This is a genomic window from uncultured Caldilinea sp. (genome assembly GCF_937128415.1).
Taxonomy (GTDB): Bacteria; Chloroflexota; Anaerolineae; order Caldilineales; family Caldilineaceae; genus Caldilinea.
In genome coordinates this window covers 20,888-45,881 of sequence record NZ_CAKZMJ010000066.1, presented here as the reverse complement: position 1 = coordinate 45,881, position 24,994 = coordinate 20,888, and the positions used below count along the sequence as shown (strand labels likewise).

At 61.2% G+C, this 24,994-nt stretch carries 21 protein-coding genes; 9 read left to right on the top strand and 12 right to left on the bottom strand.

The features are described 5' to 3' along the window. The first annotated feature begins 98 nt into the window (after positions 1-98). The 8 genes from udk to Q0367_RS10955 all read left to right on the top strand — a co-directional run bounded on the left by udk (position 99) and on the right by Q0367_RS10955 (position 7,883). The gene (gene udk / locus Q0367_RS10990) at positions 99-743 is read left to right on the top strand and encodes a uridine kinase (RefSeq protein WP_297635831.1); all 645 of its coding nucleotides are present in this window, start codon (positions 99-101) and stop codon (positions 741-743) included. Next, positions 736-1,917, top strand: a complete 1,182-nt coding sequence (locus Q0367_RS10985; protein WP_297635434.1) for a glycosyltransferase family 1 protein — start codon at positions 736-738, stop codon at positions 1,915-1,917. Before udk ends, Q0367_RS10985 begins: the two co-directional genes overlap by 8 nt. Positions 1,918-1,933: 16 nt before the next feature. Next, complete coding sequence (locus Q0367_RS10980; protein WP_298982240.1) at positions 1,934-2,860, top strand: PD-(D/E)XK nuclease family protein; 927 nt, start codon at positions 1,934-1,936, stop codon at positions 2,858-2,860. 280 nt (positions 2,861-3,140) lie between these two features. After that, positions 3,141-3,755, top strand: a complete 615-nt coding sequence (locus tag Q0367_RS10975; RefSeq protein WP_298982238.1) for a hypothetical protein — start codon at positions 3,141-3,143, stop codon at positions 3,753-3,755. A gap of 165 nt (positions 3,756-3,920) precedes the next feature. Next, positions 3,921-5,174, top strand: a complete 1,254-nt coding sequence (locus Q0367_RS10970; protein WP_297635425.1) for an MFS transporter — start codon at positions 3,921-3,923, stop codon at positions 5,172-5,174. Beyond that, entirely contained in the window at positions 5,174-5,809 is a 636-nt protein-coding gene (locus Q0367_RS10965; RefSeq protein WP_298982234.1) for a RecX family transcriptional regulator, read from the top strand. The genes Q0367_RS10970 and Q0367_RS10965 overlap by 1 nt, the downstream gene beginning before the upstream one ends. Beyond that, the gene (locus Q0367_RS10960) at positions 5,806-7,380 is read left to right on the top strand and encodes a bifunctional GNAT family N-acetyltransferase/carbon-nitrogen hydrolase family protein (RefSeq protein ID WP_297635420.1); all 1,575 of its coding nucleotides are present in this window, start codon (positions 5,806-5,808) and stop codon (positions 7,378-7,380) included. The genes Q0367_RS10965 and Q0367_RS10960 overlap by 4 nt, the downstream gene beginning before the upstream one ends. 14 nt (positions 7,381-7,394) lie before the next feature. Further along, positions 7,395-7,883, top strand: a complete 489-nt coding sequence (locus Q0367_RS10955) for a biotin/lipoyl-containing protein (RefSeq protein WP_298982232.1) — start codon at positions 7,395-7,397, stop codon at positions 7,881-7,883. On the opposite strand, the gene Q0367_RS10950 is transcribed toward Q0367_RS10955, so the two are convergent. The 3 genes from Q0367_RS10950 to Q0367_RS10940 form a co-directional block, all read right to left on the bottom strand. After that, a complete protein-coding gene (locus Q0367_RS10950) occupies positions 7,876-8,751 on the bottom strand; it encodes a CoA ester lyase (protein ID WP_297635415.1) in 876 nt (291 codons plus the stop codon). The genes Q0367_RS10955 and Q0367_RS10950 overlap by 8 nt on opposite strands. An 8-nt stretch (positions 8,752-8,759) precedes the next feature. Further along, positions 8,760-9,245: a MaoC family dehydratase gene (locus Q0367_RS10945; protein ID WP_297635412.1), complete on the bottom strand. Its 486-nt coding sequence runs from the start codon at positions 9,243-9,245 to the stop codon at positions 8,760-8,762. Positions 9,246-9,643: 398 nt separating this feature from the next. Beyond that, positions 9,644-10,012 carry a Trm112 family protein gene (locus tag Q0367_RS10940; protein ID WP_297635409.1) on the bottom strand — a complete coding sequence of 123 codons (369 nt, stop codon included), beginning with the start codon at positions 10,010-10,012 and terminating at the stop codon, positions 9,644-9,646. A 188-nt stretch (positions 10,013-10,200) separates the two neighbouring features. On the opposite strand from Q0367_RS10940, the gene Q0367_RS10935 reads away from it, so the two are divergent. Further along, positions 10,201-12,498: a YfhO family protein gene (locus Q0367_RS10935; RefSeq protein ID WP_297635406.1), complete on the top strand. Its 2,298-nt coding sequence runs from the start codon at positions 10,201-10,203 to the stop codon at positions 12,496-12,498. Positions 12,499-12,890: 392 nt separating this feature from the next. Here the strand turns inward: Q0367_RS10935 and Q0367_RS10930 are convergent, their stop codons facing one another. From Q0367_RS10930 to Q0367_RS10890, 9 genes are all read right to left on the bottom strand, one after another. Further along, positions 12,891-13,667 (bottom strand): sulfite exporter TauE/SafE family protein, encoded by a 777-nt coding sequence (locus Q0367_RS10930; protein ID WP_297635403.1) that lies wholly within the window; start codon positions 13,665-13,667, stop codon positions 12,891-12,893. A gap of 51 nt (positions 13,668-13,718) precedes the next feature. Continuing rightward, a complete protein-coding gene (locus Q0367_RS10925; protein WP_297635400.1) occupies positions 13,719-15,464 on the bottom strand; it encodes a chloride channel protein in 1,746 nt (581 codons plus the stop codon). A 12-nt stretch (positions 15,465-15,476) separates the two neighbouring features. Then, on the bottom strand, positions 15,477-16,556 hold the full coding sequence (locus tag Q0367_RS10920; protein ID WP_297635397.1) for a glycosyltransferase family 2 protein: 1,080 nt from the start codon (positions 16,554-16,556) through the stop codon (positions 15,477-15,479). Between the two features lie 340 nt (positions 16,557-16,896). Next, a complete protein-coding gene (locus Q0367_RS10915; RefSeq protein WP_297635394.1) occupies positions 16,897-18,153 on the bottom strand; it encodes a M20/M25/M40 family metallo-hydrolase in 1,257 nt (418 codons plus the stop codon). A gap of 3 nt (positions 18,154-18,156) precedes the next feature. Continuing rightward, a complete protein-coding gene (locus tag Q0367_RS10910; protein ID WP_297635391.1) occupies positions 18,157-19,383 on the bottom strand; it encodes an aspartate aminotransferase family protein in 1,227 nt (408 codons plus the stop codon). 27 nt (positions 19,384-19,410) lie between these two features. Then, positions 19,411-20,214, bottom strand: a complete 804-nt coding sequence (locus Q0367_RS10905) for a [LysW]-aminoadipate kinase (RefSeq protein ID WP_297635388.1) — start codon at positions 20,212-20,214, stop codon at positions 19,411-19,413. A 41-nt stretch (positions 20,215-20,255) separates the two neighbouring features. Beyond that, positions 20,256-21,311 carry an N-acetyl-gamma-glutamyl-phosphate reductase gene (gene argC, locus Q0367_RS10900; RefSeq protein ID WP_298982227.1) on the bottom strand — a complete coding sequence of 352 codons (1,056 nt, stop codon included), beginning with the start codon at positions 21,309-21,311 and terminating at the stop codon, positions 20,256-20,258. Positions 21,312-21,504: 193 nt separating this feature from the next. Next, positions 21,505-22,896: an alpha-L-fucosidase gene (locus Q0367_RS10895; protein WP_298982225.1), complete on the bottom strand. Its 1,392-nt coding sequence runs from the start codon at positions 22,894-22,896 to the stop codon at positions 21,505-21,507. An 8-nt stretch (positions 22,897-22,904) separates the two neighbouring features. Further along, positions 22,905-24,950, bottom strand: coding sequence for a beta-galactosidase trimerization domain-containing protein (locus tag Q0367_RS10890; RefSeq protein WP_298982223.1), 2,046 nt, complete (start codon positions 24,948-24,950; stop codon positions 22,905-22,907). Positions 24,951-24,994 lie beyond the last annotated feature (44 nt).

Sequence of the window (24,994 nt, the reverse complement as noted above, 5' to 3'; positions counted from 1 at the left end):
GGAGAGGGTGAGAGCGGGAGAGGGTGAGAGCGGGAGAAGGTGAGAGCGGGAGAGGGTGAGAGCGGGAGAGGGTGAGAGCGGGAGAAGAGAGAAGGGTGATGGAGGAGATTCCGATCAACACAGATTTCCGCGCTTTTATCATCGGCGTGGCGGGCGGCACCGGCAGCGGCAAGACGACCGTCAGCCGGCGCATTTGGGAGGCCGTCGGCCGCGAGCGCATCGCCTATATCCAGCATGACAACTATTACAAGGATCAGAGCCATCTCACCCCGGAGCAGCGGGCGTTGACGAACTACGATCACCCCGACAGCCTGGAGACCTCGTTGTTGGTGGAGCATTTGAAGGAGCTGCGCGCAGGGCGTCCGGTCGACATCCCCATCTACGACTTTGCGATTCACAACCGCAGCAAACAGACTCTGCGCGTGGAGCCGGCCAGGGTGATCCTTGTCGAGGGCATCCTGATCTTCGTCGAGCCTGCGCTGCGCGAAATGATGGATATGCGCATCTTCGTGGACACCGACGCCGACATTCGCTTTATTCGCCGTCTACGTCGGGACATGGTGGAGCGCGGCCGCACGCTCGACTCGGTGGTCAAACAGTATCTGTCCACGGTGCGTCCGATGCATATGGAGTTTGTGGAGCCAAGCAAGCGCTACGCCGACATCATCGTGCCGCAAGGAGGCGACAACCGCGTGGCGATGGAAATGATCGTCAGTCGCATTCGAGCGGTGTTGAATGAGTGAGCGACGCCGGAGGCAATTCTTCGTCCTGTACGACATCGGCCCCGCCGTCCATCAAGGCGCCGGGCTGGCGCGCTACGCGGAGCAGCTCGCCGTCCATCTACGCAACGCGCATAGCGACGTCGTCGATCTCCATCTGTTCTACAACGCGCACAGCGGCCATCGGCTCCCGGCTTCGTTGCACGGCGCGCCGGTGCACACGCTGCCGTTGGGGCAGCTCGCCTGGCGGCTGAGCGTGCTCGCCACCCAGATCGTTCGCCGTCCCTATGCTCCGATTGCACGCCTTGCGGAAGCGGGCCCGATGCTCTACCACGCGACCGAGCATCTGTTGCCGCGGCTGCGCACCCCGACCGTGCTCACCGTCCACGATCTGATCTTCGAGCGCCACCCAGAGCATCACACGCGGCGCAACGTCTGGTTTCTCAAGGTGGGCATGCGTCTTTTCACGCAGGCCGCCGACGCCATCATCGCCGTCAGCGGACAGACGCGTCGCGATCTCATCGACCTGTATGCGACGCCCGCCGACAAAATTTATGTCGTCTATGAAGGCGTCGACCCTCGCTTTCAACCCGCGAGCGAGGCGGAAGTCGCCCGCGTGCGCACGCATTATCGCCTCACTCGCCCCTATTTGCTCATGGTCGGCACGCTGGAGCCGCGTAAAAATCACGCCGCCGCCCTCCAGGCGCTGGCCCGTCTGAAAGCGGAAGGGCGCCCGCACATATTGGTCATCGTCGGCGGCAACGGCTGGCTGTTTGAGCCGATTCACCGCCTGGTCGATGCGCTGGGGCTGCGCGACGATGTATTGTTCACCGGCTACGTCCCCGCCGCCGATCTGCCGCCGCTGTACACCGCCGCCGATTGTGTGTTGCTCCCCAGCCTCTATGAGGGGTTCGGCTTTCCGGCGCTGGAAGCCATGGCGTGCGCCGCGCCGCTCGTCTGCAGCAACGTCAGCAGCCTGCCCGAGGTGGTCGGCGACGCAGCGCTGCTGGTTCCGCCGGCCGACGTAGATGCGCTGGCTGCCGCGATTCGCCTGGTGCTTGCGCAGCCCGCCCTCGCCGATGCGCTGCGCCGCCGCGGCCCAATTCAAGCCAGGCGCTTTCGTTGGGAACGCTGCGCAGCAGAGACGGTGGAAGTGTATCGTACGGCGACGCGCTTGCATGATGGCTGCGTCATGTAGGAGGATGGGTGTTACAATGAAATTCATGTCAACGCCGTTGCCGCCAACTTTCGCCTTTTCTCAATCCAGCCTGCAGGCGTATGAAGACTGCCCGCGCCGTTTCTGGCTGGCCTACGTCGAGCAGCTTCCATGGCCGGCGGTGGAGGCCTCTCCGGTGCAGGAGCACGAGGCGCTGCTGCGCCTGGGCGAGCGCTTTCATCGTCTGATTCAGCGCACGGAGATCGGCATCGACCCGACGGTGGTGGCCGCCGGCCTGGAGCCGCCGCTCTCCACCTGGTTTGACGCCTACCTGCGCCATCGCCCCGCCGACCTGCCGCAGGCGTTTATCGAAATCGAGCGCGTGCTGTCGGCGACGCTGGCAGTCCAGGATGAGGCGCCCGCCGACGTTGCAGCCCCTCGTGCAGAGGCCCAACCGCTTTCCTGGCGTCTCGCCGCCAAATATGACCTTATCGCCGCCGAACCGGGCGGTCGCGTCATCATTGTGGACTGGAAAACGGCGAAACGGCGCCCTGACCCCGCCGCGCTGCGCCTGCGCTGGCAGAGCATCGTCTACCCCTTTGTGCTGGTGGAGGCGAGCGTCGCCTTGCCCTGGGGGCCGGTGCGCCCGGAGCAGGTTGAAATGCGTTACTGGTTCACAGCTGCGCCGGCCCAGCCCATTGTCCTTCGCTACGACGCCGCCCAACACGAGGCCAATCGTCGACGGCTGGAGCGCACCCTGGCGCAGATTCTGGCAGGGCGCGCAGAGGCGGACTTTCCCAAAGTGGCGGACACGCCGATCAACCGCAAACGCTTCTGCGCCTTCTGCGTCTATCGCAGCCGTTGCAATCGCGGAGAAAAGGCGGGCGACCTGGAGGAACTCGACGACCCGGAGACCTTCTTCGCCGTCGATCTGGACAAGGCGTTGGAATTCACGCTCGCCGACGTCGAAGAGCTGGCGTTTTAGTGGGCGCATCTGTTCTTCTCTCTCGCTTTCTCCTGTTCTGTTTCGCTCGCGTCTCTTTCTCTCCCTTCTCCTCTCCACAGACTCCTCCTCTCCACAGACTCCTCCTCTCCACAGACTACATCCAACGCTAATGAATTTCACACAAATTGAGGGGTTGACATCCATGACGCATTGCGTTATAATGGGAGTTGTAACGCACTGCGTTATGGATGGAAAGGTGAAAAACGAGTGGACGGGTCCCTTTGGGCCGTAAATTTGAACGTAAAAAGGAGTGCCGATAATGAGCGAGAAAGTGACGATGACCATTGACCTGCGCAATTTGCAGGAGCAAATCGAGGACAACGTGAAGCAGGTGCGCACGTTGAGCCGCAAGGCGATCCTGGCCTACGTGGGGATGTGGGGCCTTGCGTACGATAAGGCGCAGGAGATGCTGAACGAGGGCGCCAAGCTGTTGGAAAAGGCCGAAAAGCGCGGCGAGGACATTGAGGCCGAGTGGCTTGAGCGCTTGAACAAGGTGCAAGAAAAGCCCGAAGTGAAGCGCGTGGTCGATTACGTTGAAGACCAGGTGGACTATGTAAGCAAGAACGCCAAGTCGATCGTGGCGGAAGTTGAAAAGTTCCTGGCGCACTTCCAGCCCGCAGCCGGCCAGGTGCAGTCGGCGGTGAAAGACGTGGCGATCGAGGTGAAGGCGGCTGCAATTGAGGCTGTCGTCGAAGGGTACGACGAGATGCCGGCGAAGGACGTGATTGCGATGTTGCCTTCGCTTTCCAAGGAAACGTTGAGGAAACTGCGCGAGTACGAAGCCGCCAACAAGAACCGCGTGACCGTCTTGCGCGAAATTGATGCATTGCTTGAAGCCCCTGCAGAAGCGGCGGAAGAAGCAGTCACCGCCTGATCTGGGTTCTCCTTTCTCCTTCGTGGTGTGTGGGTTGAATTAAAGGAAAAGCTCCGATGGAAACATCGGAGCTTTTCCTTTTCTCCGGTTTCCTCCTCCACGTGGGCTGGTCTATACTAAACCAGCAGACTTTTTACTTTCATCGATAATTGAACGAAGGAGCGTATGCAAACAACCAACAGTCCGTTGCGCGTCTCGCAGCGGATCACCTGGAGCATCTTTCTGAACGAGAGCCTGTTCAGTGCAGCGTTTATCGCCACGTTCACGCTGCTCTCGATCAACGCTTCGCTCCTGAGCGGAAGCGACGCCCTGGCCGGCCTTCCGGCGACGTTGGGCCTGATTGGCCGCGCGGCGGTGGCTGTGCCGATCGGCTGGCTGATGGATCGCGTCGGTCGTCGCGCAGGGCTGACGCTCGGCTATGCGCTGGGCGCGCTCGGCATGGCGACCGGCGTCCTTGCCGTGCAGAGCGCGTCGTTCGTTTTGCTATGTCTCAGCGCCGCCGTGATCGGCGCCAACAATGCAGCCAGTCAGCAAGCGCGCTTTGTGGCCGCCGAAGTCTGGCCTGCGGACAGCCGGGCGCGGGTGATCGGCCTGATCGTGTTTGCAGGCACGATCGGCGCAGTGGGAGGTCCACTTCTGGTCGGGCCAACTGCAGCGCTGGCGGAAAGATTGGGATATGACGCCAACGCCGGACCCTATTTCTTCGGCGTTGCGTTGTTGCCGGTTGCGACGCTGCTTTCCTGGTTGTTGCTGCGTCCCGATCCGTTGCAAATCGGCAAACAGTTTGACTCGCCCACAGTGGATGCGCAGGGAAATCAAGTGAAGGCTCGCTCCGTGCGCACCATTTTCGCCCACCCCGTGGTGCAGCTCGCCGTGGCCTCGATGGTGATCGGCCAGCTCGTCATGACTTTGATCATGGTGATTACGCCCGTCTATATGCACCACGCCAACCACAGCAACGGCGAAATCTCGTTCGTGTTCATGGCGCATACGCTCGGCATGTTCGGCTTCGCCTTCTTCACCGGTTGGCTCGTCGGTCGGCTGGGCGCGCGGCCGATGATCGCTTTCGGCGCAGCGGTGCTGGCGGTCTCCAGCGTGATGTCGGCTGTGGCCGCCAACATGCTGGCGCTTACGGTGGCGCTCTTTTTGCTGGGGTTGGGCTGGAACTTTTGCTTCGTCGCCGGCTCGGCGCTGCTCACCGAAGCCCTGCATCCCATCGAACGCGGCCGCATTCAAGGCGCCAACGATATGCTGGTGGCGCTGGCCTCGGGCGCGGGCAGCCTTTCGACCGGCGCCATTTTTGCGGGCGGCGGCATGATCGCCGTCGGCGCCGTCGGGCTTGCGTTGACGCTGGCCTTTACGGCGCTGGCGGCCTGGTTGAATCAACGTCGCACAGCCCATACGGTGGGAGTCGGTTGATGGCAGGCGTCATCACGCGGTTGCAGGTGCAAAAGAACAACCCGCAGCGCATCAATGTTTTTCTGGACGGCGAGTTCGCCTTCGGCGTGACGCTGGATGTTGCGGCTTCGTTGCGCAAGGGACAGCGCCTGAGCGACGACGAAATCGCCGCCCTGCGCAGCCAGGATGCGGTGGAAAAAGCCTATCAAGCCGCCCTGCGTTTTCTGGCCTCTCGCCCGCGCAGCCGCGCCGAAGTCGAGCGCAGGCTGGCGGCGAAAGGTCACGCGGCGGAAGCGATTGCGCCCGCCCTGGAACGCCTCGAGGCGCACGGCTATCTGGATGACGCTTCCTTCGCCGCCTACTGGGTGGAGAACCGCAGCCGCTTCCGTCCCCGCAGTGCAGCCGCCGTGCGCCATGAGCTTCGTCAGAAAGGCGTGGACGCAGAGACGATCCGTTCGGCGCTGGGCGAACTCGACGAAGACGAGGCCGCCTGGGCCGCAGTGGCGCAGCGGCTCGAGCGCTGGCGAGGATTGACAAAAGAGCAGCTTACGCAGAAAATCATGAACTATCTCGCCCGTCGCGGCTTCGGTTACGAAATTGCGCAACGCACTGCGCGCCGCGCCTGGGCGCAGCTTCAATCGCCCAACGATTTATGAGTGCTCGCAAACGCAAACCCAAAATCATCGTCCGCACGTGGACGCCGGAGGACATCCCCGGCATTGTGGAATGCCACCGCGCGTCCTACCCGGAATATCCTAAGAACGCCTATTACACCGAACGTTTCTACGAAATGCAATACTCGGCCTTCCCCGAAGGCCAGTTTCTGGCCGAGGTCGACGGCAAGATCGTCGGCTACGCCACTTCCCTGATCGTTCAGCTTGATGATGAAGCGCACTGGTACACTTACGAGGAGATCACGGGGGGCGGCACCTTCAGCACGCACGACCCTTCGGGCGACACGCTCTACGGCGCCGACATCGCCGTGCGACCGGAATATCGCCGCATGGGCATCTCCAAGTTGCTCTATGAAAAGCGCATTGCGCTGATGAAGCGCTACAACCTGCGCCGCATGGTCGCCTATGGTCGCATCCCCGGCTACACCGACTACGCCGGCAAGATGACCGCCGAAGAGTACGTGCAAAAGGTCGTGGCCGGCGAGTTGAGCGATCCGGCGCTTTCCGCCCACTTGCGCGCCGGCTACACGGTGCGCCGCGTGCTGCTCGACTTTCTATGGGACGACTCCAGCCTCAACTACTCCACGTTGCTGGAGATGCCCAATCCCAACTATCAACCGGAGAAGCGCAAAATCGCCGCTGCACCGCTGCAGCGCGTGGTGCGGCGCATCCGCGTCTGCGCCGCCCAGTGGTTCATGCGCCCGGTCCATTCCTGGGACGAATTCGAGCAGACGGTGAACTTCTTCGTCGACACGGCGGACACCTACCATTGTCATTTTCTGCTCTTCCCGGAGCTCTTTACGGCGCAGTTGTTCACCATCATGCCCTCCGACCTCGATTCGCGAGCGGCGATTCGGCGTCTGGCCTCGATGACGGAGCGCTACATCGACCTCTTCAGCGACCTGGCGGAAAAACATGGCCTCTACATCATCGCCGGTTCGCAGCCTGAGCTGCGCGACGGCGAGATCTACAACGTCGCCTATCTGTTCACGCCGAGCGGTCGCTACTACAGCCAGGACGCCTTGCACATCCCGCCCATCGAGCGCACCGATTTCGACATCGAACCGGGCGAGGACATCAAAGTTTTCGACACGCCGCTGGCGCGCATCGGCATCCAGGTCGGCTACGACGTCGAGTTCCCGGAGCTGGCGCGCCTGCAGACGCTCTCCGGCGCCGAGGTGATCTTCATCCCCTACTCCACCGACGAGCGCAAGGCCTTCGACCGCATTCGCTACACGGCGCAAGCGCGCGCGGTGGAAAATTTTGTCTACACGGTGATCGCGGGCAACGTGGGCAATCTGCCCGCAGCCAAGAATTACCTGATCAACTACGGACAGGCGGCCGTCTTCACGCCCAGCGACTTCGCCTTTCCTCCCTTCGCCACGGCGGGGGAGAGTGAGGCCAACGTCGAAACGGTGCTGATCACCGACCTCGACCTCACCTCGCTCGTGCAGCAGCGCGACCTGGCGACGGTGCGCCATCTGTATGACCGCCGCACCGATCTCTACGACGTGCGCGCCAAACGGGCGGTGAAGATCGTGCGAACCGAATGAGCGAGGAGCATGCAATGCCGAGAACGGTTCATTTCAAGATCGGCGAGCAGGTGCGCAGCGTTCAGGTGACGCCGGAGGGAGACCATTTTCATGTGCAGGTCGGTGAGCGGAGCTACGTGGTGGCTGCGCAGCAGGGGGCGCTGGGACGGTTGGACCTGTGCATCGACGGGCGCCGTCGCCGCGCCTACGCTGTCCAGCAGGGCGACCGCGTCTATGTCTGGCTGGATGGCGAGACGTACACGCTGGTCAAGACCGATCTGCGTCGACGCAGCGCGCGGCCGGGCGACGTCCGCGGTTCGCTCGAGGCCGCCATGCCGGGCAAGGTGCTCGACGTGCTGGTGTCCGAAGGAGATGCGGTCCAACGCGGCCAGGTGTTGGTGCTGCTCGAGGCCATGAAGATGGAGCTGCGCATCCAGGCGACGCAGGAAGGGGTGGTGCGCAGCGTGTGGGTGCGTCCCGGCCAGGTGGTCGAACGCGGGCAGCGTCTGGTGGAGATCACCTAGCGCGCGCCAGAACTTTGCGCGCGGCCACCACCATCGGCATGTCGACCATTTTTCCTTCAAACGAGAACGCGCCGGCGCCCGCCGCCTGTTGCTCCTCGAACGCCTGCACCAACCGTCGAGCGCGCTCGATCTCCTCCTCCGTGGGCGAAAAGACGCGATTGACGACGGGCGTCTGGTTGGGGTGGATGCACGTCTTGCCGGTGTAGCCAAGCTGACGTGCAAAGCGGCTCTCTTTTTCGAGTCCGTCCAGATCGTGATAATCGGCGTAGATCATGTCGAACGCCTGCAGGTCGTAGGCCGCAGCGGCGGTGACTATGGCGCTGCGTGCGTAGAAGACTTCCCATCCCTCCGGCGTGCGAATGGCGCCGACGTCGCCGGCCAGGTCTTCGGCGCCGAAAATCAGCCCCTCCAGCCGCAGGGTCGCCCGTGCGATCTCGCGTAGATTCATCACCCCGCGCGCCGTTTCAATCATGGCGAAGAGACGAAATGAACCTGTCTCGATGCCCAACCGTTGCTCCGCCAACTCCAGCAAGCGGTCGATGCTGCGTAGATCGCTTTCATCTTCGGCTTTGGGTGCAATGTACCCGTCAGGCCGCCAGGGAGCGGTCGCTTCGATCTCTTCGTGGGGAAGGCCGGTGTTGATGGGATTGAGTCGCACCAACCGTTCGCGGCCGCCAAAATCCAGCGTGCGCAACGCCTCCGCCGTCGCGAGGCGCGCCTCGACTTTGCGATTCTGCGCCACGCCGTCCTCCAGGTCGAGGATCACGGTGTCCACCTCCCACCCGGCGGCTTTTTGCATTTTGCGCATGCTGTCGCCCGGCATGAAGAGCAGAGACCTGCGGGGAAAGTGCACGTTTCTGACGGCCATATTCCTTCCTACTCTGGCGCAGCGGCGTCGTGCGCATCCACAGGACGCCGCTTCCACATCAGCGCCGTGCGCTCGAATTCGATGACGACGACCCCATCCTGATTGCGCCCGACATGGCGAAAGCGGACGATCCCCTGGCCGGGCCGCGAGCGCGACTCGCGCTTTTCGAGCACTTCTGTGGTCACGTAGAGCGTGTCGCCATGAAAGAGCGGGTGCGGATGCACGACGCGTTCATAGCCCAGGTTGGCCACCAGCGTGCCTTCGGTCAGCTCTGGCACGGTGATGCCGACGGCCAGCCCCAGCGTAAAAATGCCGTTGACGATGCGCCGACCGAACTCGGAATGTTTACGCGCGTAGTCTTCGTTCAGGTGCAACGGCTGTGTGTTCATCGTCAAGGCGCAGAAGAGGACGTTGTCCATCTCCGTGATCGTGCGCGCCAGACGGTGCTCGATCACCTCGCCGACGAGCAGCTCCTCGAAATAGCGCCCGGCCATGATGTCACCTCGGGAATTGCGCTCCGGCGCCGCTTGTCGAAAACATGGAGCGGACTGCGTTGCCAGGATTCAGGGGAGCCTTCGTCTCCATCGCAAGCCTCGACCTCGGCGCAGACAGGAAAAACAGAGAAGGAGGATGGATGTCTTGCGCCTTTAGCCCCTTTTTTGGGAATTTACTGGTTCCTGGATCATGCGGCGTGTTCGCCGCCATCTTCTTCCAGGAAGCTCCAGGTTTTTCACAAACTCATCTGGCAATCGCTGCAACAGCTCTAGCCGCGCGTTTTCTGCCAGCCCCAAGACTTTGATTGAATCAAGAAAGCGCAGCTATGAACAGCGTCTGCGGGTCGCCAGAAGTAATTTCGTCGAATTCTAGAAAGCTTCCTGGAAGATGATTGCACTCAGGCGGTTGCGCTGTCGCTTTTCGGGACAAAGTTGGGATCGCGGTACTTCTTGCCCTCTTCGATCAGCATCACCGGAATGCCGTTGCGAATCGGGTATTTATAGCCGTTGCGTGGGTTGAGCAAGAATTTGCCGTCGTCCACCAACTCCAACGGGCCTTTGTCTTCTGGGCAGACCAGAATTTTGAGCAGTTCCTCGCTGATCTTTCCGCCCAGGGGCGCCTCGTCGAGCGACTTGACCGGTTGAGAGGGCAGCACGCCGCTGGTCGCAGCCGAACCCTGATTCGATGGCGCAAAAATCTGCTTGAGGGCGTAGACCACGCCCGCAAAAATGACGGCGAAAAAGAGGAACTTCAGAAAGTTTTTCATGTTGCAACTCCGCTTGTCATCGACTTAGCATAGCCTACAGCTTTTAGCATGTTATCACAGCATCGACGTCGCGTTGAAATTTCGACGTCAGAATGGGCTATGAACGTCAGGTCTTCTCTTGCAGTGCATTTATGACAATTGTATACTATACACATGACAAGTCGTCAATCCATCCGGCGTTGTGCGGAATGAGTTCCTTTTGGTTGATTCTTCTGGTCGTCTTGTGGCTGCTGCTCATCGGCTGGCTGCGTTGGCGTGAGCAGCAGCGGGGGCGCAGCGTCGGCCTGTGGAAAGATGTCCTCGCCGGAGGGGTGCTCGCCTTGCTCGTCTGCGGCTTTTTCTGGCGCACGCTTAGCGGCGCAGCCTTTCAGCCTGCGGACGGCGGCGATCTGGTCAGTTTTCTCTTCCCCACCTATCGTTTCGCCGCCGCCGAGTTGAGCCAGGGCCGCCTGCCCCTATGGAACCCCACGCTGTATGGAGGCGCGCCGTTCATCGGCGACATTCAGGCGGGCTTTCTCTATCCGCCGAACCTGTTGCTTTTTTTGATCAATCCGACGTTCCCTTATACAGCGTTGCAATGGATGAGCGCCGCTCACCTGTACTGGGCTGGGCTAGGCATGTATGTGTTGCTGCGCACGTTGCGCTGGCCGATGCGCAGCGTCAGCCGCCCCGCCGCTTTTTTCGCCGCGGTCGCCTTCGCCTTCGCCGACCCGCTGTTGATCCACTTTGGCAATCTCAACCTGATCGCCGTGCTCAGTTGGGCGCCATGGGTGCTGGCGGCGTTTGCAAGAGGCGTGATGCACGCACACTGGGGATGGACAGGCGTCGCAGCCGCGCTGCTTGCGGTCGGCAGCTACGCCGGGCACGCCCAGAGCACCCTCTACATCGGGTTGGCGCTGACTGTTTTGACCGTCGGCTGGCTTGTGACCGATTTTCAGGAGCGAAGGCGATTCGACCGCATGCTGGCTCGGCCGCTTGGCATGTTGCTTGCAACTGCGTTCCTGGCCGCTCTGCTTTTGGCGCCGATCTTGCTGCCTGCGTTGGAGCTGACGCGCTACGCTGTGCGCAGCGATTTCACCTATCAGGACACCGTGGCCTTCTCGCTGGCGCCGACGCAAATGCTTGCCGGCCTGGTCACCCCTTCGCTCTTCGGTCGCGGCCCCGGCCTCCACTGGAGCCTGTGGGAGCGCGTCGAGCTGCCTTATCTGGGCGTTCCCACCTTCATTCTGGCCTTCTGCGGCCTTGCCCTGGCGCTGCCCGAAGAGCGCCGGCGGATATGGATGTGGGTCGCGCTGGCGCTCTTCGGCCTTTTGCTGGCGCTCGGGATTTACACGGTGGTGCACGGCTGGCTGACGTTGCTTCTGCCGATGTTCGATCAGTTCCGTGCACCGGCGCGCGCCGTCGTGCTCTGGGCGATCGGCGTAAGCGTGATCGCCGCCGTCGGCTTCGACGCCATCGCCGCGCGCATGGCGCGCACGAACACCCTGACGAGCTTTCTGCGCAGCGGCGCAGCGTTGCTGGGTGCGGCGACGCTCCTCAGCTTTGCGTTGCTCTTCGTGACGCAGGCCGATCCCACGTCCTTTCTGCGCGCTTCCCTGGCTGCGCTGGCGCTGACGATCGCCTTCGCCGCCTGGCTGGGCAGCTGGGCGTTGCTGGCGGCGCGCCAACGACGGGCGCTCTCCTTTGGCGCCTTCTCGACGCTGATTGCGGCGCTGTTGTTCATCGAGTTGGCTGCCGCCGGCGCTTACACCGACATCAGCGAGACCGATCCCACGCAGGGGTTTCAGCATGAAGAGATCATTGCGTTTTTGCGCAGCGACCCTGACCTGTTTCGCATCGACACCCGCACCGACCTGCAAGGCCTCTGGCAGCCCGACACGGCGGCGCTGGCCGGTCTGCAGGACGTCGGCGGCGTCGATAATCCACTGGCGCTGCGCAGCTTTGTAGATTTTTGGGAATCGCTCGGCGGTCGCGGCGAGCGGCGCTACGATCTGCTCAACGTCAAGTATGTGCTGGTGCGAGAGGGGACGCCGCTGCCGGAGGGCAAGTTCACAAAGGTCTTCGGGCCGGTGAGAGGCATCGAGGTCTATGAAAACCGATCGTTTGCGCCGCGCGCCTGGGTGGCGCCCGCAGATGTGGACCTGAATAACGTGCTGCCGCCCTCAGAGCCGACGCCCGCGCAGGTGATGACGTATACGCCGACGCAGATGCGCTTGCGCGTGAAGACGGATGAACCCGGCTGGCTGATCGTCAGCGAATTCTGGTATCCAGGCTGGAGCGCTGAGGTGAACGGCGCCCCGACCTCCATCGTACCGGTGAACGGCGCCTTTCGTGGATTGGCTGTCCCGGCCGGTGAGTCAGAGGTGATCTTGACGTATCGGCCTGCTTCGTTCACATGGGGGCTGGCGCTTGCCGGTGCAGGCGTCGCAGGCCTGGCGGCTCTGCTCTGGTCGGCGCGCTTCAGAAGACCTTCCGTCTTTCCGTGAGGATAGCTGCGGCTCGCAGCTGCAGGCCCTCACCCCCCCGGCCCCCTCTCCCAATGCTGGGAGAGGGGGAGAAGGGGCGCCGTCGGTGCGGCTCCGTTTTTTTTCGTAGGTGCGGCTCTCAGCCGCACATCCTCGACAGCCAGTAAGGTCTCGGGCAATCCAAGGAAGCGCAGCTACGAGCTGCGCCTACGGAGCAATGATGGTTTTTCGCAGGTGCGGCTCGCAGCCGCACGTCCTCGATGGACCACAAATCTTGGGGAATTCGAGGAGGCGCATCCCGGAAAGGTCGCATTCTCCGAGAACGGTTTCACCTGACTATATGCCAGGAGTTAGGACACGAAATGGAGTTGTGCAGCCCTGCACCATCCGCCCCTGGGCGCCTCACGAACGGATCACCTCCTCACCAGATATACCAACGCCACGATCACTGCGATTGTCACCACGACCATGCGCAGGGTGCGCGGCCGCACGAAGCGCGCCAGTTTACCGCCCAGCAGGCCGCCCACTACCGAGCCTGCGGCCATCACCAACGCCGCCGGCCACACCACCTGGTCGGAAAAGAGGAAGAAGATGGCCGCCGCCACGTTCACCGCAAAGGCCACGATCTGTTTCAACCCGTTGAGCCGCGTCAGGGTGTCGTCGAGCACAAGGCCCAACACAGCGAGGATGATGACGCTCAGGCCGGCGCCGAAGTAGCCGCCGTAGATGGATGCAAGGAAGACTGGCCCGATCGACCATGCCTCGTCGGCTGCAGAGCCACCCGACGCTTCGATGCGTTGCGCCACCCAACTGCGCACCCAGTCCTGGATCGCTAACAGGAACGCCGCCAGCAGGATCAGATAAGGCACCAGGAAGCTGAACAGCCGTTCGCTGGTGTTGAGCAACAACACGCCGCCCGCCACGCCCCCTAACACGGCGGTGGGAAGCAACAGGCGCAGCCTGCGCTCCTGGCCGGAGAGGTCCTTCAACTGGGCGAATGTGGCGCCCAGATAGCCGGGCACCAACGCCACCGTGTTGGTGACGTTGGCCGCCACCGGCGCAACGCCGACGCCGATCAACGCCGGAAAGCTGATCAAAGTGCCTCCTCCCGCAATGGCGTTGACGAATCCGGCCGCCATCGCCGCCAGGGCAATCAGCACGAAGTCGATGAGGTTGAAGGCTCCATCCATATCCACTTTCCGTTCATCTGGCGGCGAATCGCCGCAGCGATTGCGGAGAAATCACGCCTCCTCTTGGATCACTTCTTCCTGGAGACGAGGCGCGTTGAGGAGATCGGCGAGCAGACGGCCGATCGCTTCATTTGACCCCAACACGACCAGCCGGTCGCCTGTATGCAGCGGCTGCGTGGCCGGGATGTGAGGCACAAGCTGTTGCGTCTGCTCGCGCTGTGCAACATAGCCGATGACATTGACGTCGTAGCGCGCCCGCAAGTCCAGGTCGCGCAGCGTGCGACCTTCCCAGGCGGGAGGCGCAATGATGCGTCGCACGGTGTAGCCGGGCAGGATTTCACGGCTTTCGTCCCGATCGCGCTGGGTGCGATAGACGCTGGTCGGATGAGAGAGCAGCAGCGTGACCAGCAAAACCACCAGCGCAGGCAACAGATAGCCGACGCCGAAAATTTCCACGGTCATCAGCAGTGCAGTGAGCGGCACGTTGATCAGCGAAACCAGGCTGGCCGTAATTGACGGAATCACCAGCATGGCGGCGGGGTAACCGCCCATCTGGGCGACGATCACGCCCACCATGCTGCCAAGATAGATGGAAGGAATCAACATGCCGGCCGAGCCTCCTGAGGTGATCGTGCTCATGGTGGTCAACAATTTGCCGATCAGCGCCACGATGGCCACCTGGAGCGTCAGCTGTCCTCCCAGCGCCTCGGCCACGATGCGATCGCCTGTGCCGAGCGCCAGATCGAGCGGCTCGGCGGTGAGCCACGCCGCCAGCAGGCCGATGACGCCGGTCAGCAGCGCGCCCAGCGCATGTCGTCGCCAGCTCAGTCCGACCCGGCTGCGAAAAAAGTTGGACATGGCGCTGCGCAGCCGGCGTTGATAGAAGTCTACGAGCGCAACCAGCGCGGCCAGCGTCACCAGAAAAAGATAGTAGCGCCAGTGCGCAGGTGGATCAATGACCTGATCAACCCGAAGAAAAGGTCCGGCGTGAGGAGTGAACAAACGCCCCAGGAAAAAGGCGGTCAGGGCCGCCACCAGCGCATAGATGAACTTTTCGATCACGGGGCGACGGCGATACATGGCTTCGACTGCAAAAAAGGCCCCGGCCAGCGGCGCGCCCACCAAGGTCGCCACCGCCGCCGCCACTCCGCTCAACTGCACGGTCTGCAATTCATCAGGGTCAAGCGTTCGCCACCAACGCCACAGCCGCAACACCCACAGACGATGAGGCAGCAGATGAAAGCGCGGCTTGAACAGCCCCACGGCCAGGCTCTCCCCGATCAGCGTGACGCTGGCTTCCAGCCCGCCGGAGCCGCCGGTTCCCAGTGTGGCCAAGGTGGCGAGGAATTTGCGTAAGGCGAGGCTGAAGGTCGGCAGCTCCCAACGCGCGCGCACGCCCTGGACGCCGTAGAGAGCGCGGTCCAGAGCCGGCTCGGAAGTGTAATAGAGCGCAATTGTGCGCTCCAAGCCATCGCCCACAATATCGTTCAAGGCATGGACGCGGCCGCTTTCATCGCGGTAGTAGACGTTGCTGGCGCGCCATGAAGCCAGGAAAGCGGTGACAAGGCTGCCTGCAACCAGCGGAAGCAGAATCACAAGCGGCGTCGCCGCCTGCTGCGCCCAGTCGAGGACATGCTCGAAGACAAAATGCACCGAGAGCTTGAGGGTGTGCACCACCGCCCACACGACTGCGCCGACTACGACCGAGGCGATCACCAGATGTTGTTCGCGGCGGTCAAAATGGTGGGGAAACAGGTTTTGACGCTTGATCAGCGCGCGCAGCAGCGACCCACGCATGGCTGCCCAAACTCAGGCGTTATCGGCGGAGGGAGCGCGGTTAGTTGTCGCTTCTGCGTGCACGGCGCTCTGCGTAGATTCAGAAGAAGAGGAGACCACCTGGCTGCGCCTGCTGGCGTGAAACATAAGCTGTGCGGGCGGATCGAAACCATAGGCATCGGCGACGATGTACAGCGGGCGATTTTTGACCTCGTCGTAAATGCGGCCGAGGTATTCGCCGATGATGCCGAGGAAGATCAGCTGCACGCCGCCGAGGAAGAGCACGCTCACCAGCGTCGTCGCCTGACCGAGCAGTTGGGCGTTGCCCATCAGGCGCATAAAGATGGCGATAATGATGCCGACGCCGCTGACGCCGGCAAAGACAAAACCGGTGTAGGTGGCGAGCTGCAGCGGCACATGGCTGAAGCTGGTGATAGCGTTGAAAGCCAGGCGCACCATCTTGCGCAGCGGATATTTGGTCTCGCCCGCGTAGCGCGGGGCTCGCTCATATTCAACGGCGATCTGCTTGAAGCCCACCCAACTGCTCAGCCCGCGCATGAAGCGACTCTTCTCGCGCAGACGACGCATCGCCAGCACCACCCTGCGATCCATCAGGCGGAAGTCACCGGCGTCGAGGGGGATGTCCACATCGGCGATGCTATGAATCAGTCGATAGAAGGCGGCCGCCGTCCAAAGCTTGAACTTGCTTTCCCCTTCTCGCTTCGTGCGCACGGCGTACACGACGTCGTATCCTTCGCGCCAGCGCTCGATCATGCGCAACAGCACTTCCGGCGGGTCCTGCAGATCGGCGTCCATGACGATCACAGCGTCGCCGTCGGCGTAGTCGAACCCAGCCGTGATCGCAATCTGATGACCGAAATTGCGGCTGAAGTTGAGCACTTTGATGCGCGGGTCGCGCTCATGCAGCTCGAGTAGGAGCTCTAAACTGCGATCGGTGCTGCCATCGTTGACGAAGATGACTTCCCAGGAATCGCCCACGCCCTTCATCACCTGGACAAGGCGTTCGTACAGCACAGGGATCACTTGCTCTTCATTCCAGACAGGAATGACGAGCGAGAATGTTGGTCGGAGTTGAGATTCACGCGGATCCATGCTCGTATCGTATACGATGCCTCTCCGAAGGTCAAGCTAAAGGCTGCTGACAGAAGCCTTACAATTGTCTACAAAGACCGCTCTGGCTTTTTTGCGTCTTCGTGTTGACTTTATTTTTCAGGAATCACCTTCCGCAGGTAGGCGCGGCTCGCAGCCGCACGTCCTCGACGGAGACCCTCACCCCCTGCCCCCTCTCCCAAGGCTGGGAGAGGGGGAGAAGGGAACGTCGTAGGTGCGGCTCGCAGCCGCACGCTCTCGATGGAACGCAAGGTGGAATGTGAGAAAGCGCACGCTCTTACAATGCCCGGCGCCTTTGCGTCTTTCTGGGCTGCGTCTATCTTCACGTCCGGGAAACCACCTGGCCCAACGTGCGCAACGTCTGTTCCAGCACCAACACCGCTCGCCAGTATTCGTCCAGCAGCACATGTTCGTGCGGCGTGTGGTCGAGGCTGCTGTCGCCGGGGCCATAGGCCACGACAGGACAACGCCACGCCGGCCCGACGACGTTCATATCGCTGGTGCCGGTCTTAAGCACAAAGCCGAGCTTCTCCTCCGGCGCCACCTCGCGCAATCCTTGTAAAAAGCTGCGCACGAGCGCATTGCTGCGATCCCCGCGCCAGGCCGGTTCATAGGAGCTGAAGCGCAGCGCAATCCTCATCGATGCGCCTGCAACCGTCAACGCCGCAGGAATTCCGGGAGAGATGACCCGCAATCGACTCTCACGGGCTTGCTCCTGCTCCCTCTCCCGCTCTTCCGCTCTCCCGCTCTCCCGCTCCCCCACTCTCTCTCGCGCCCAGCTGCGCAACTCTTGGGCGAAGCCCTCGGCGTCAAAATCGAGCGGCAGTCGGATGCCCGCGCCTGCAACCACGTGATCGCGCATGGCATCGTCGGTGAAGGTGGCGAGACGGCGCAAGCTCGGCTGAAATTGCTCGAAGGCTTTGTCGCGGCCAACGTTGAAGCGCGCGGCGTAGTCGCTGAGCCAGTTCCAGAAATCCACGGCCACCACCGCCACGCCCGCGTCCGGTCCGGCGGTGTGCGCCATCGGCTGCGACGCCTCCATTTCCACCAGCAGGCGTCCTTTATATCCCAGCGTAATGCGATTCCAGCCGCTCGGCTCGCCGATGATGCAGGCGACAGGCTCCGGCTCTCCAACGCCGTTGAAGCGGTCGCGAATAAAACGCGCTCCTTTGCTGCTGGCGGCCTCCTCCTCTACGGCGCCGACGACGACAAGGCGCAGGTTGTGGGCGTGCGCCCATGCGCCGCCGAGCCGCGCTGCGGCGGCGACGAACGTCGCCAGCGGCCCTTTGGCGTCCACGCTGCCGCGACCGTAGAGCGCATCTCCTGCGGGCGTGGCCTCGATGCGCACCGGAATGTCGCCTGGAACCGTGTCGATGTGGCCGAGCAGCACCACGGTCTGTGCTGCGTCCGCTGGCCCTAGCTCGCCGACGGCGTTGCCCGCAGCATCGACGAACGCCCGCTCAAAGCCGCCGGTCGCCATCTGTGCGACGAGCCAGGCGCTGGCTTCCGCCTCCTGATGCGAAAGCGAAGGAATGGCCACCAATCCTCGCAATAATTCAATAGCCGCTGCTCGATCCATAGGTCACTCCGCGCTTGTTTCCTGCCGGAGGACGTTGGCCGTCGCCTGCACGCCGAACTCGATCTCCTCTTCGGTGATAATCAACGGAGGCAAGAAGCGAATCACGTTAGGGCCGGCGGGCAGAGCGATCACGCCGTGCTCTTCCATGAGCGCTTTGAGGTAAGGGCCAGCTTTCTGCCGCAGCTCCACGGCCAGCATCAGGCCGAGGCCGCGCACTTCGCGCACCAACGCCAGTCCGGTCAGCTCCTCGCGCAGACGACGCAGAAAATAGTCGCCCAACAGCGCCGAACGCTCGATCAACCCCTCGCGCTGGTAGGTCTGAATGGCGGCCAGGCCGGCTGCACAGGCGAGCGGATTGCCGCCGAAGGTGCTGCCATGTGCGCCGACGTAGAGCTTTTCCTGCACGCGTTCGGTGTAGGCGATGGCGCCCATCGGAAAGCCGGCGCCCAGCCCCTTCGCCAGGCAGATGATGTCCGGCTGCAAGCCATGATGCTCAAAGCCGAACCAGCGGCCGGTGCGCCCAAAGCCGGTCTGAATTTCATCGATGACCAGGAGGGCGCCGCGCTCCCGGCAGAGCTGCTCCACCCCGCGCAGGAAATCGCCGTCGCCGAGGTGGACGCCGCCTTCCCCTTGCACGACCTCCACGAATACGGCGGCGACGCTTTCGTCCAGCGCCTCATCGACTTTGGCCAGGTTGTTGTAGGGCAGATGCACCACATCCAGCAGCGGCAGGAACGGCTCGCGATATTTCTTTTCCCAGGTCAGTGCAAGGGCGCCGACCGTGCGACCGTGAAACGCAGAGCGAAAAGCGATCAGACGCGTGCGGCCGGTCGTCAGGCGCGCAAACTTGATGGCGCCGTCGATGGCTTCGGCGCCGCTGTTGGCAAGGAAGATGTGATGCAGATGGGGCGGCAGCACTTCCACCAGTTTGGCGGCAAAGCGGGCGCGCATGTCGTTGTACAAAAAATTGGGGCAGGAGATCAGCCTCTGCGCCTGCTCTGCGATCGCGCTGCTCAAGGCCGGATGACAATGGCCGAGCAGCGTCACCCCCTGCGCCGAGCCGAGGTCGAGATAGCGCCGCCCCTCGACGTCGTAAAGCCAGCAGCCCTCGCCGCGCGCCATCACCGCCTGGTTGCGCCGCGCCGTCGTCCCGCCGAGAATGGCTTCTTCGAGCGCAGAAAATGAGTCGCTCTCTAGATGGAAACTCGATATCGAGGATGTGTAGGGCATGTTATTCGTCCAAAATTTCAAAGTGGATCATCCGATCTGCGTTCCACCGCCGGCCAGCGCCGCCGAGATCGGGGCGTCGATGCGGCCATCGGCAAAGATCACTTTCCGCACCCCCTCCTCGATCGCCTCCACTGCGCCCATGACCTTCTTTTTCATGCGACCTTCGGCGTATTGCATGAAGTCGTTGGCCTTCGCCTTGGGGATTTCTCGAATTAACGTCGATTCGTCGGGGAAGTTGCGCAGCAGGCCGGGCACGTTGCTGAGGATGACCAGCGCCTCCGCCTGAAATGCAGCCGCCGCCATCGCCGCGGCGCGGTCGCCGTCCACGTTGATCGCCTCGCCCTTGTCCGATGCGCCGGGCGGGGTCAAAACCGGGAAATAGCCGGCGTCGAGCAGCAGGCGCAGCAGATGCGTGTTGATGCGCTCCACTGTGCCGGTCCAGTCATCGCGCAGCACCATGCGTTTGCCGTCGATGCGCACGCGCAGCGTATCTTTGCGCACGCCTTCAAAGATACGACCGTCCAGTCCGCTCAGCCCGACAGCGTTGACGCCTGCCATCTGGAGCTTCTCCACCCACATCTTATTGAGCTGGCCGCAATAGACCATCTCGAAGATTTCTAGCGTGCGCCGATCGGTGCGTCGGCTGACGTAACCGCTCTCGCTCGTCACAAACTGGGGCGGATGACCCAATGCCTCGGCGACTTCATTGGTCGTCTCTGCGCCGCCGTGAACGAGCAGCAGCTCGCGGCCCTCGCTGCGCAGCTTGACAATATCGGCGACGATGGCGTCGACGTTCAGATCTTTGCCGCCCCCTACTTTTACTACAATCATGAACTGTCTCTCCGCTCAAAAACTTTCAACGTTTATCCACCTCACACCGGATGCAATCCCGGGAAAGTCAATCCGGTCGTCTCTTCCCATCCGTACATGATATTCATCGCCTGGACTGCGCTGCCGGCGGCGCCCTTCATCAGATTGTCGATGGCGGCGAGGGCGACCACGCGGCCGGTGGCAGGGTCGAACTCGAAGCCGACGTCGGCGTAGTTGCTGCCGGCCAGAATTTTCGGTTCAGGGTAGCGATAGACGCCGGTGCGCTCCTTGACGATGCGCACGAACGGCTCGTTGCGATAGGTTTGTCGGTACGCCTTGAAGATATCCTTCTCTTCGACGCCCGGCTTCACGAAGACATGCGCCGTCGCCAGAACCCCGCGCACGTTATCGACCGCTGTGGCGCTCAGGTGCACCCGCGGTTGTGCGCCGACGCGCGCCAACGCCTGCAACACCTCCGCCGTATGGCGATGGCCGGTCGGCGCAAAGCTGCGCATCACGCCGGCGCGTTCCGGATGGTGCGTAGCCTCGCTTGCCTGGTTGCCGCCTTCGCTGGAGCCAACTTTAACCTCGCAGATGACGTCGCGGCTTGCGTCGGCAAGGTCATTGGCGAATAGTGGGTAAATGGCCAAATTCGTTGCAGTGGCGTTGCAGCCGACGCCGCTAATGTAGCGCGCCGTGCGCATTTCCTCGCGATGAAGTTCGGGCAGGCCATAGACGAACTTCTCCAGCCAGGCGGGGTTGGCGTGCGGTTTGCCGTACCACCGCACATAGTCGTCGGGATTGCGCAGGCGAAAGTCGGCGCTGAGGTCGATAATGCGCTCGGCGAGGGCGGCGTAGTGCTCGATCTTCTGCATCGCGCCTCCGTGCGGCAGACAAAGGAAGAGCAGATCGCATGGCTCCACTTCGGAGGCGCTGACGAACTGCAACCGGGTGCGCCCGCGCAGGTTGGGATGGGTGAAATGGACGAAATTGCCGGCGTTGCGCTCGCTTGTCACCTGCTTGACGACGACGTGCGGATGATCGAGCAGCAGGCGCAGCAGCTCGCCGCCGGTGTAGCCGCTGGCGCCGATGATGGAAACGGAGATTGGAGTGTGCATGATGTGTAATCAGACTCTCGATTGTGTTTGCCCATGGCAAAAGTTCCGAATTCAACGAGAGAACTGCATCGAGCCCACCGGAAGTCTAGCCTCGCCTCCGGCGAACCTGATGCAGTTCCAATCGTCACCAATATATCAAAATTTTGCCAATTGGGCAGATCGCAGAATCTACACGCGCAATCTGAAAAAGCAATCACGCTCGATAGGTTGGGATTGGGGTGATGCGAAGTGCATGCGCCGGCGCTGCTGGCAATTTCTCTCGTAGCGTCACGACGATGCCGGCATCGGTGGCATGCCATTCGAGAGGCGCCGAGCTACCCAGAAGCTGGATGACGGTCCCGTCCGTGCAGCGAAGTCCCTTGATCTCGAAAACATGCGATTTGGGCGTATCTAGCAAAGTTGCGAAGAGATTCGTTTCCTTGCATGTGAAACGCACAGCAACTCCATCGTCTGTGGAACCATCTGCCACGATCCAGGGTTTCGTGTCGAAAATGGCCTCGCCGTTGACATCCAGCCATTCACCCAAACCCAGCAGGCGCTCACGCTGAAGTTCAGGAATTGTCCCATCGGCCATGGGGCCCACGTTCAATAGGAGATTGCCGTTCTTGCTCACGATATCGACGAGCAGGCGGATTAGATTCTCGACAGAAATGTGGTGTTCTGGCCCTTCATTGCGATTGTAGCCGAAAGAAGCGCCAATGCCGCGACAGGTCTCCCATTTCTTGGCGCGAATTTCAGAGAAAGAGGAATACTCCGGCGTCTCGAAGTCATAGAAGTTATCTGCAGCGATATTCCCGTCTGCTCCTAGTTGAAATCGCTGGGTGAAGCGATTGTTGACGACGCCTTCCGGCAATTTGTTGTAATAGTAGGCGAAGAGTTCGTTCAGGTTCGCCGCCGCCGGATAGGCAATATCATTCCACAAGATCATCGTTTCATAGCGATCGATGAGTTCGTACCAATGCGCGTTGGCGTAATTGACATAGTCGCTCGTCTGAGGCACAGCCTTTGGGATGTCGGCGATGTGCTGAATCACGGTATCGTTAAAAGTCCAGTCCAGTCCTCCGGAATAATAGAGTCCAGCTTTCAATCCGCGCCTGCGGATTGCATTCACGAATTCACTTACCAGATTGCGCCGGGCGTGATAGTTGGCAAGATAGGGATTGGGCGTCTGGCTTGGCCAGAGCAAAAAGCCGTCGTGATGTTTCGTTGTGAGCACCGCATAGCGAGCATGAACGCGTTGAAACAGCTCCGCCCATGCATCAGGGTTCCATTGCTGGGCCGCGGCATTGAACTCTTCTACAAAGTCAAAATAACGAAAATCTGCGCCATAGGTCTGCTGGTGATAACGCTGAGTTGGGCTGCCTTCAATGCGCATCGAGTTCATGTACCACTCAGCGTATGGATTGTTGGCAAACCATTTTGCCCAATCGCCCGTCGCCAGCGTCTCGCTGAGTTCGCCGGCCAACGGCGCCCATCCCGGCACGGAATACAGCCCCCAGTGAATGAAAATGCCGAATTTGGCGTTATCGAACCATGCAGGCAACGGATGCCTGGAGACAGATTCGTAGGTGGGTTGATAGTGCATAAGCAACCTTAAAAACGTAGTTCGACCATCTGATGGCCGTGAATGATGGGAACAACAAACTCGACGCGTTCCCCTTGCATTGTAAAAGACAATATCTCGCCCTGCGGCGCTGTCGCTACGTGCTTTACTTGCTGAGGAACGCGTACAGAAACCGAAACATGATGCAGCGGGATGACATCTTCGACGACATCGAACAATTCGCCGCGCCGCTCTGGAATATAATGCAAAAGATGCAGCACTTGCCGCCGTTGAGACGGTTGTTCATTGAGCGCAACAAGCAGTGTGGACGGGCCCGCATGACGAACCAATGGCTCTGGCAGCAGCAGGTCGAGCGCGTTCAGGAACAACCGCTTGCACCATAAAGGCGCCAGCTTCTGATACATTGTGAAGATCGGGCTGCTGAAGTAAACGGCGTTTCCATTGCGCACAATGGCAGGGCTGCCGGGTTTCCCGGCCGAAGGTGTGTGTCGATGGGAGCAGAAATGCTCCCACGAACGGTCGAAATAGCTCGGAACGATGCTGGCCAACACCTCGCCGCCAGACAGCGCCCGCACGTCCATGCCACGGATGTACATGACATGTTCGGTGGGCGGCACACCACGCCCGATCGCTTCATGGGGCAGCACGTATTCAACATAGTCGCCGCGTTCGTAGTAGCGACCGCGCACAAGTTCACCGTTAGCGTCACGCGGGCCCTGGCTGGCGATTTCGACGCCTAAAGCCTTTAACGCAAACGCAGTTTTCTCTGGATTGAGACCGGATTCGAAGGTGGCGATCAGTTTGCCTCCTTGGGCCAAATAAGCGTTGAGTTTCGTCGCCAGCTCAGCATGGACTGGGATCGCATCCGGTAGAATCACAACTCGATAAGACGATAAGTCGGAATGGGAGTCAACGATGTCGAACTGATGCGCTGATTCCTCAAGCATGCGCGTGACGCCTTTGATAGCATCAGGAAGCTGTCCGGCGCTGGCCCCCGCAAATTCCTCCGGCGTGAAGACTGCGATCTCCGTGATTGGTTTGGCGCCACGGCACCATGGCTCCTTTTGTTCGACTTCGGCATAGACCTTGCCGATCAACTCGTAAACATGGGGTTCGAGGCGACCCCGTGGAGGCAACTGATCGCCGATCATGCACTTGGCGTTCAACGCCAGCATTCGGAAGACCTCGAACTGTAATGCTGCCAAATTCTTAAAAGAATGAAAGTCGCCCCAAGAAGTGTGAAATTTTCCGGTCTGGCCAAGGACATCGAGCCCCAACGTGCGAGCATAGCGAACCGTTACAGGAAAGTGCTGATAGCCCCAGCCGCCGCTCGGCAGCGTTTCCAGCTCCCAGTGCGAGTACGCATCGACCACAGAGCGATGCCGCGTGCCGACGTGGCCGGCGTTGAAGAAAACGCTCGCCTCCGGATTGAGCGACCATACAAATGCGCTCATCTCACGCTTGAAAGCGTTGAGCGATTCAAGCGCAAATTGCGCTCGATGTTGGGCGTTGGCGGGATCAAGCCCTGTAGCGCGCATTTTCTTCTGGGTGTATGGGTCAGTCGATGGGACAGGACGCACAATGTCGAAGAAAAAGCCATCCACGGGCAGCGTCGTCATGATTTCGCGCACATGAGGCTTCAGAAACTCCTCAACGTAGGGTGAATTGATATTCAATTCTCGGTAGAAACCGGCTTCAAAAGGGGGCGTTCCGATGATGCACCCACGCTCATCCGTACAAAGCCATTCAGGATGTTGGCGCGCCGTAAAATGATCCCACTGAACAGTTGTGTAAATGGGCACGCGAATGCCGCGTGCATGACAAGCCTCGATCTGTTCCTGCAGCAGGTTGCGTTTCAGGTGCGGATGGCGACGTTCGGGGTTGAGTGCGGTGTCGTAATAGATCCAACCATGATGACAGCGGGCGAAGCAAGTGATCGAGTTGACATGCGCTTTGACCAGTGTGTCGGCGAATTCCTCTGGATCGAAGTCGGCGCCGATATCGGGAATTTGTTCACTGGTATGGAAATCGAGATGAATTCCACGAAAAGGCAAGAAATCTGCACGGTTCACCATCAACTCCTCAGGTAAAACTTTGAATGTAGTTCAAGATCAGGTCA

Bases quoted from the DNA above. Each gene is read 5' to 3' on its own strand.
- udk (WP_297635831.1), top strand. From the start codon at position 99: ATGGAGGAGATTCCGATCAACACAGATTTCCGCGCTTTTATCATCGGC.
- Q0367_RS10985 (WP_297635434.1), top strand. From the start codon at position 736: ATGAGTGAGCGACGCCGGAGGCAATTCTTCGTCCTGTACGACATCGGC.
- Q0367_RS10980 (WP_298982240.1), top strand. From the start codon at position 1,934: ATGAAATTCATGTCAACGCCGTTGCCGCCAACTTTCGCCTTTTCTCAA.
- Q0367_RS10975 (WP_298982238.1), top strand. From the start codon at position 3,141: ATGAGCGAGAAAGTGACGATGACCATTGACCTGCGCAATTTGCAGGAG.
- Q0367_RS10970 (WP_297635425.1), top strand. From the start codon at position 3,921: ATGCAAACAACCAACAGTCCGTTGCGCGTCTCGCAGCGGATCACCTGG.
- Q0367_RS10965 (WP_298982234.1), top strand. From the start codon at position 5,174: ATGGCAGGCGTCATCACGCGGTTGCAGGTGCAAAAGAACAACCCGCAG.
- Q0367_RS10960 (WP_297635420.1), top strand. From the start codon at position 5,806: ATGAGTGCTCGCAAACGCAAACCCAAAATCATCGTCCGCACGTGGACG.
- Q0367_RS10955 (WP_298982232.1), top strand. From the start codon at position 7,395: ATGCCGAGAACGGTTCATTTCAAGATCGGCGAGCAGGTGCGCAGCGTT.
- Q0367_RS10950 (WP_297635415.1), bottom strand. From the start codon at position 8,751: ATGGCCGTCAGAAACGTGCACTTTCCCCGCAGGTCTCTGCTCTTCATG.
- Q0367_RS10945 (WP_297635412.1), bottom strand. From the start codon at position 9,245: ATGGCCGGGCGCTATTTCGAGGAGCTGCTCGTCGGCGAGGTGATCGAG.
- Q0367_RS10940 (WP_297635409.1), bottom strand. From the start codon at position 10,012: ATGAAAAACTTTCTGAAGTTCCTCTTTTTCGCCGTCATTTTTGCGGGC.
- Q0367_RS10935 (WP_297635406.1), top strand. From the start codon at position 10,201: ATGAGTTCCTTTTGGTTGATTCTTCTGGTCGTCTTGTGGCTGCTGCTC.
- Q0367_RS10930 (WP_297635403.1), bottom strand. From the start codon at position 13,667: ATGGATGGAGCCTTCAACCTCATCGACTTCGTGCTGATTGCCCTGGCG.
- Q0367_RS10925 (WP_297635400.1), bottom strand. From the start codon at position 15,464: ATGCGTGGGTCGCTGCTGCGCGCGCTGATCAAGCGTCAAAACCTGTTT.
- Q0367_RS10920 (WP_297635397.1), bottom strand. From the start codon at position 16,556: ATGGATCCGCGTGAATCTCAACTCCGACCAACATTCTCGCTCGTCATT.
- Q0367_RS10915 (WP_297635394.1), bottom strand. From the start codon at position 18,153: ATGGATCGAGCAGCGGCTATTGAATTATTGCGAGGATTGGTGGCCATT.
- Q0367_RS10910 (WP_297635391.1), bottom strand. From the start codon at position 19,383: ATGCCCTACACATCCTCGATATCGAGTTTCCATCTAGAGAGCGACTCA.
- Q0367_RS10905 (WP_297635388.1), bottom strand. From the start codon at position 20,214: ATGATTGTAGTAAAAGTAGGGGGCGGCAAAGATCTGAACGTCGACGCC.
- argC (WP_298982227.1), bottom strand. From the start codon at position 21,311: ATGCACACTCCAATCTCCGTTTCCATCATCGGCGCCAGCGGCTACACC.
- Q0367_RS10895 (WP_298982225.1), bottom strand. From the start codon at position 22,896: ATGCACTATCAACCCACCTACGAATCTGTCTCCAGGCATCCGTTGCCT.
- Q0367_RS10890 (WP_298982223.1), bottom strand. From the start codon at position 24,950: ATGGTGAACCGTGCAGATTTCTTGCCTTTTCGTGGAATTCATCTCGAT.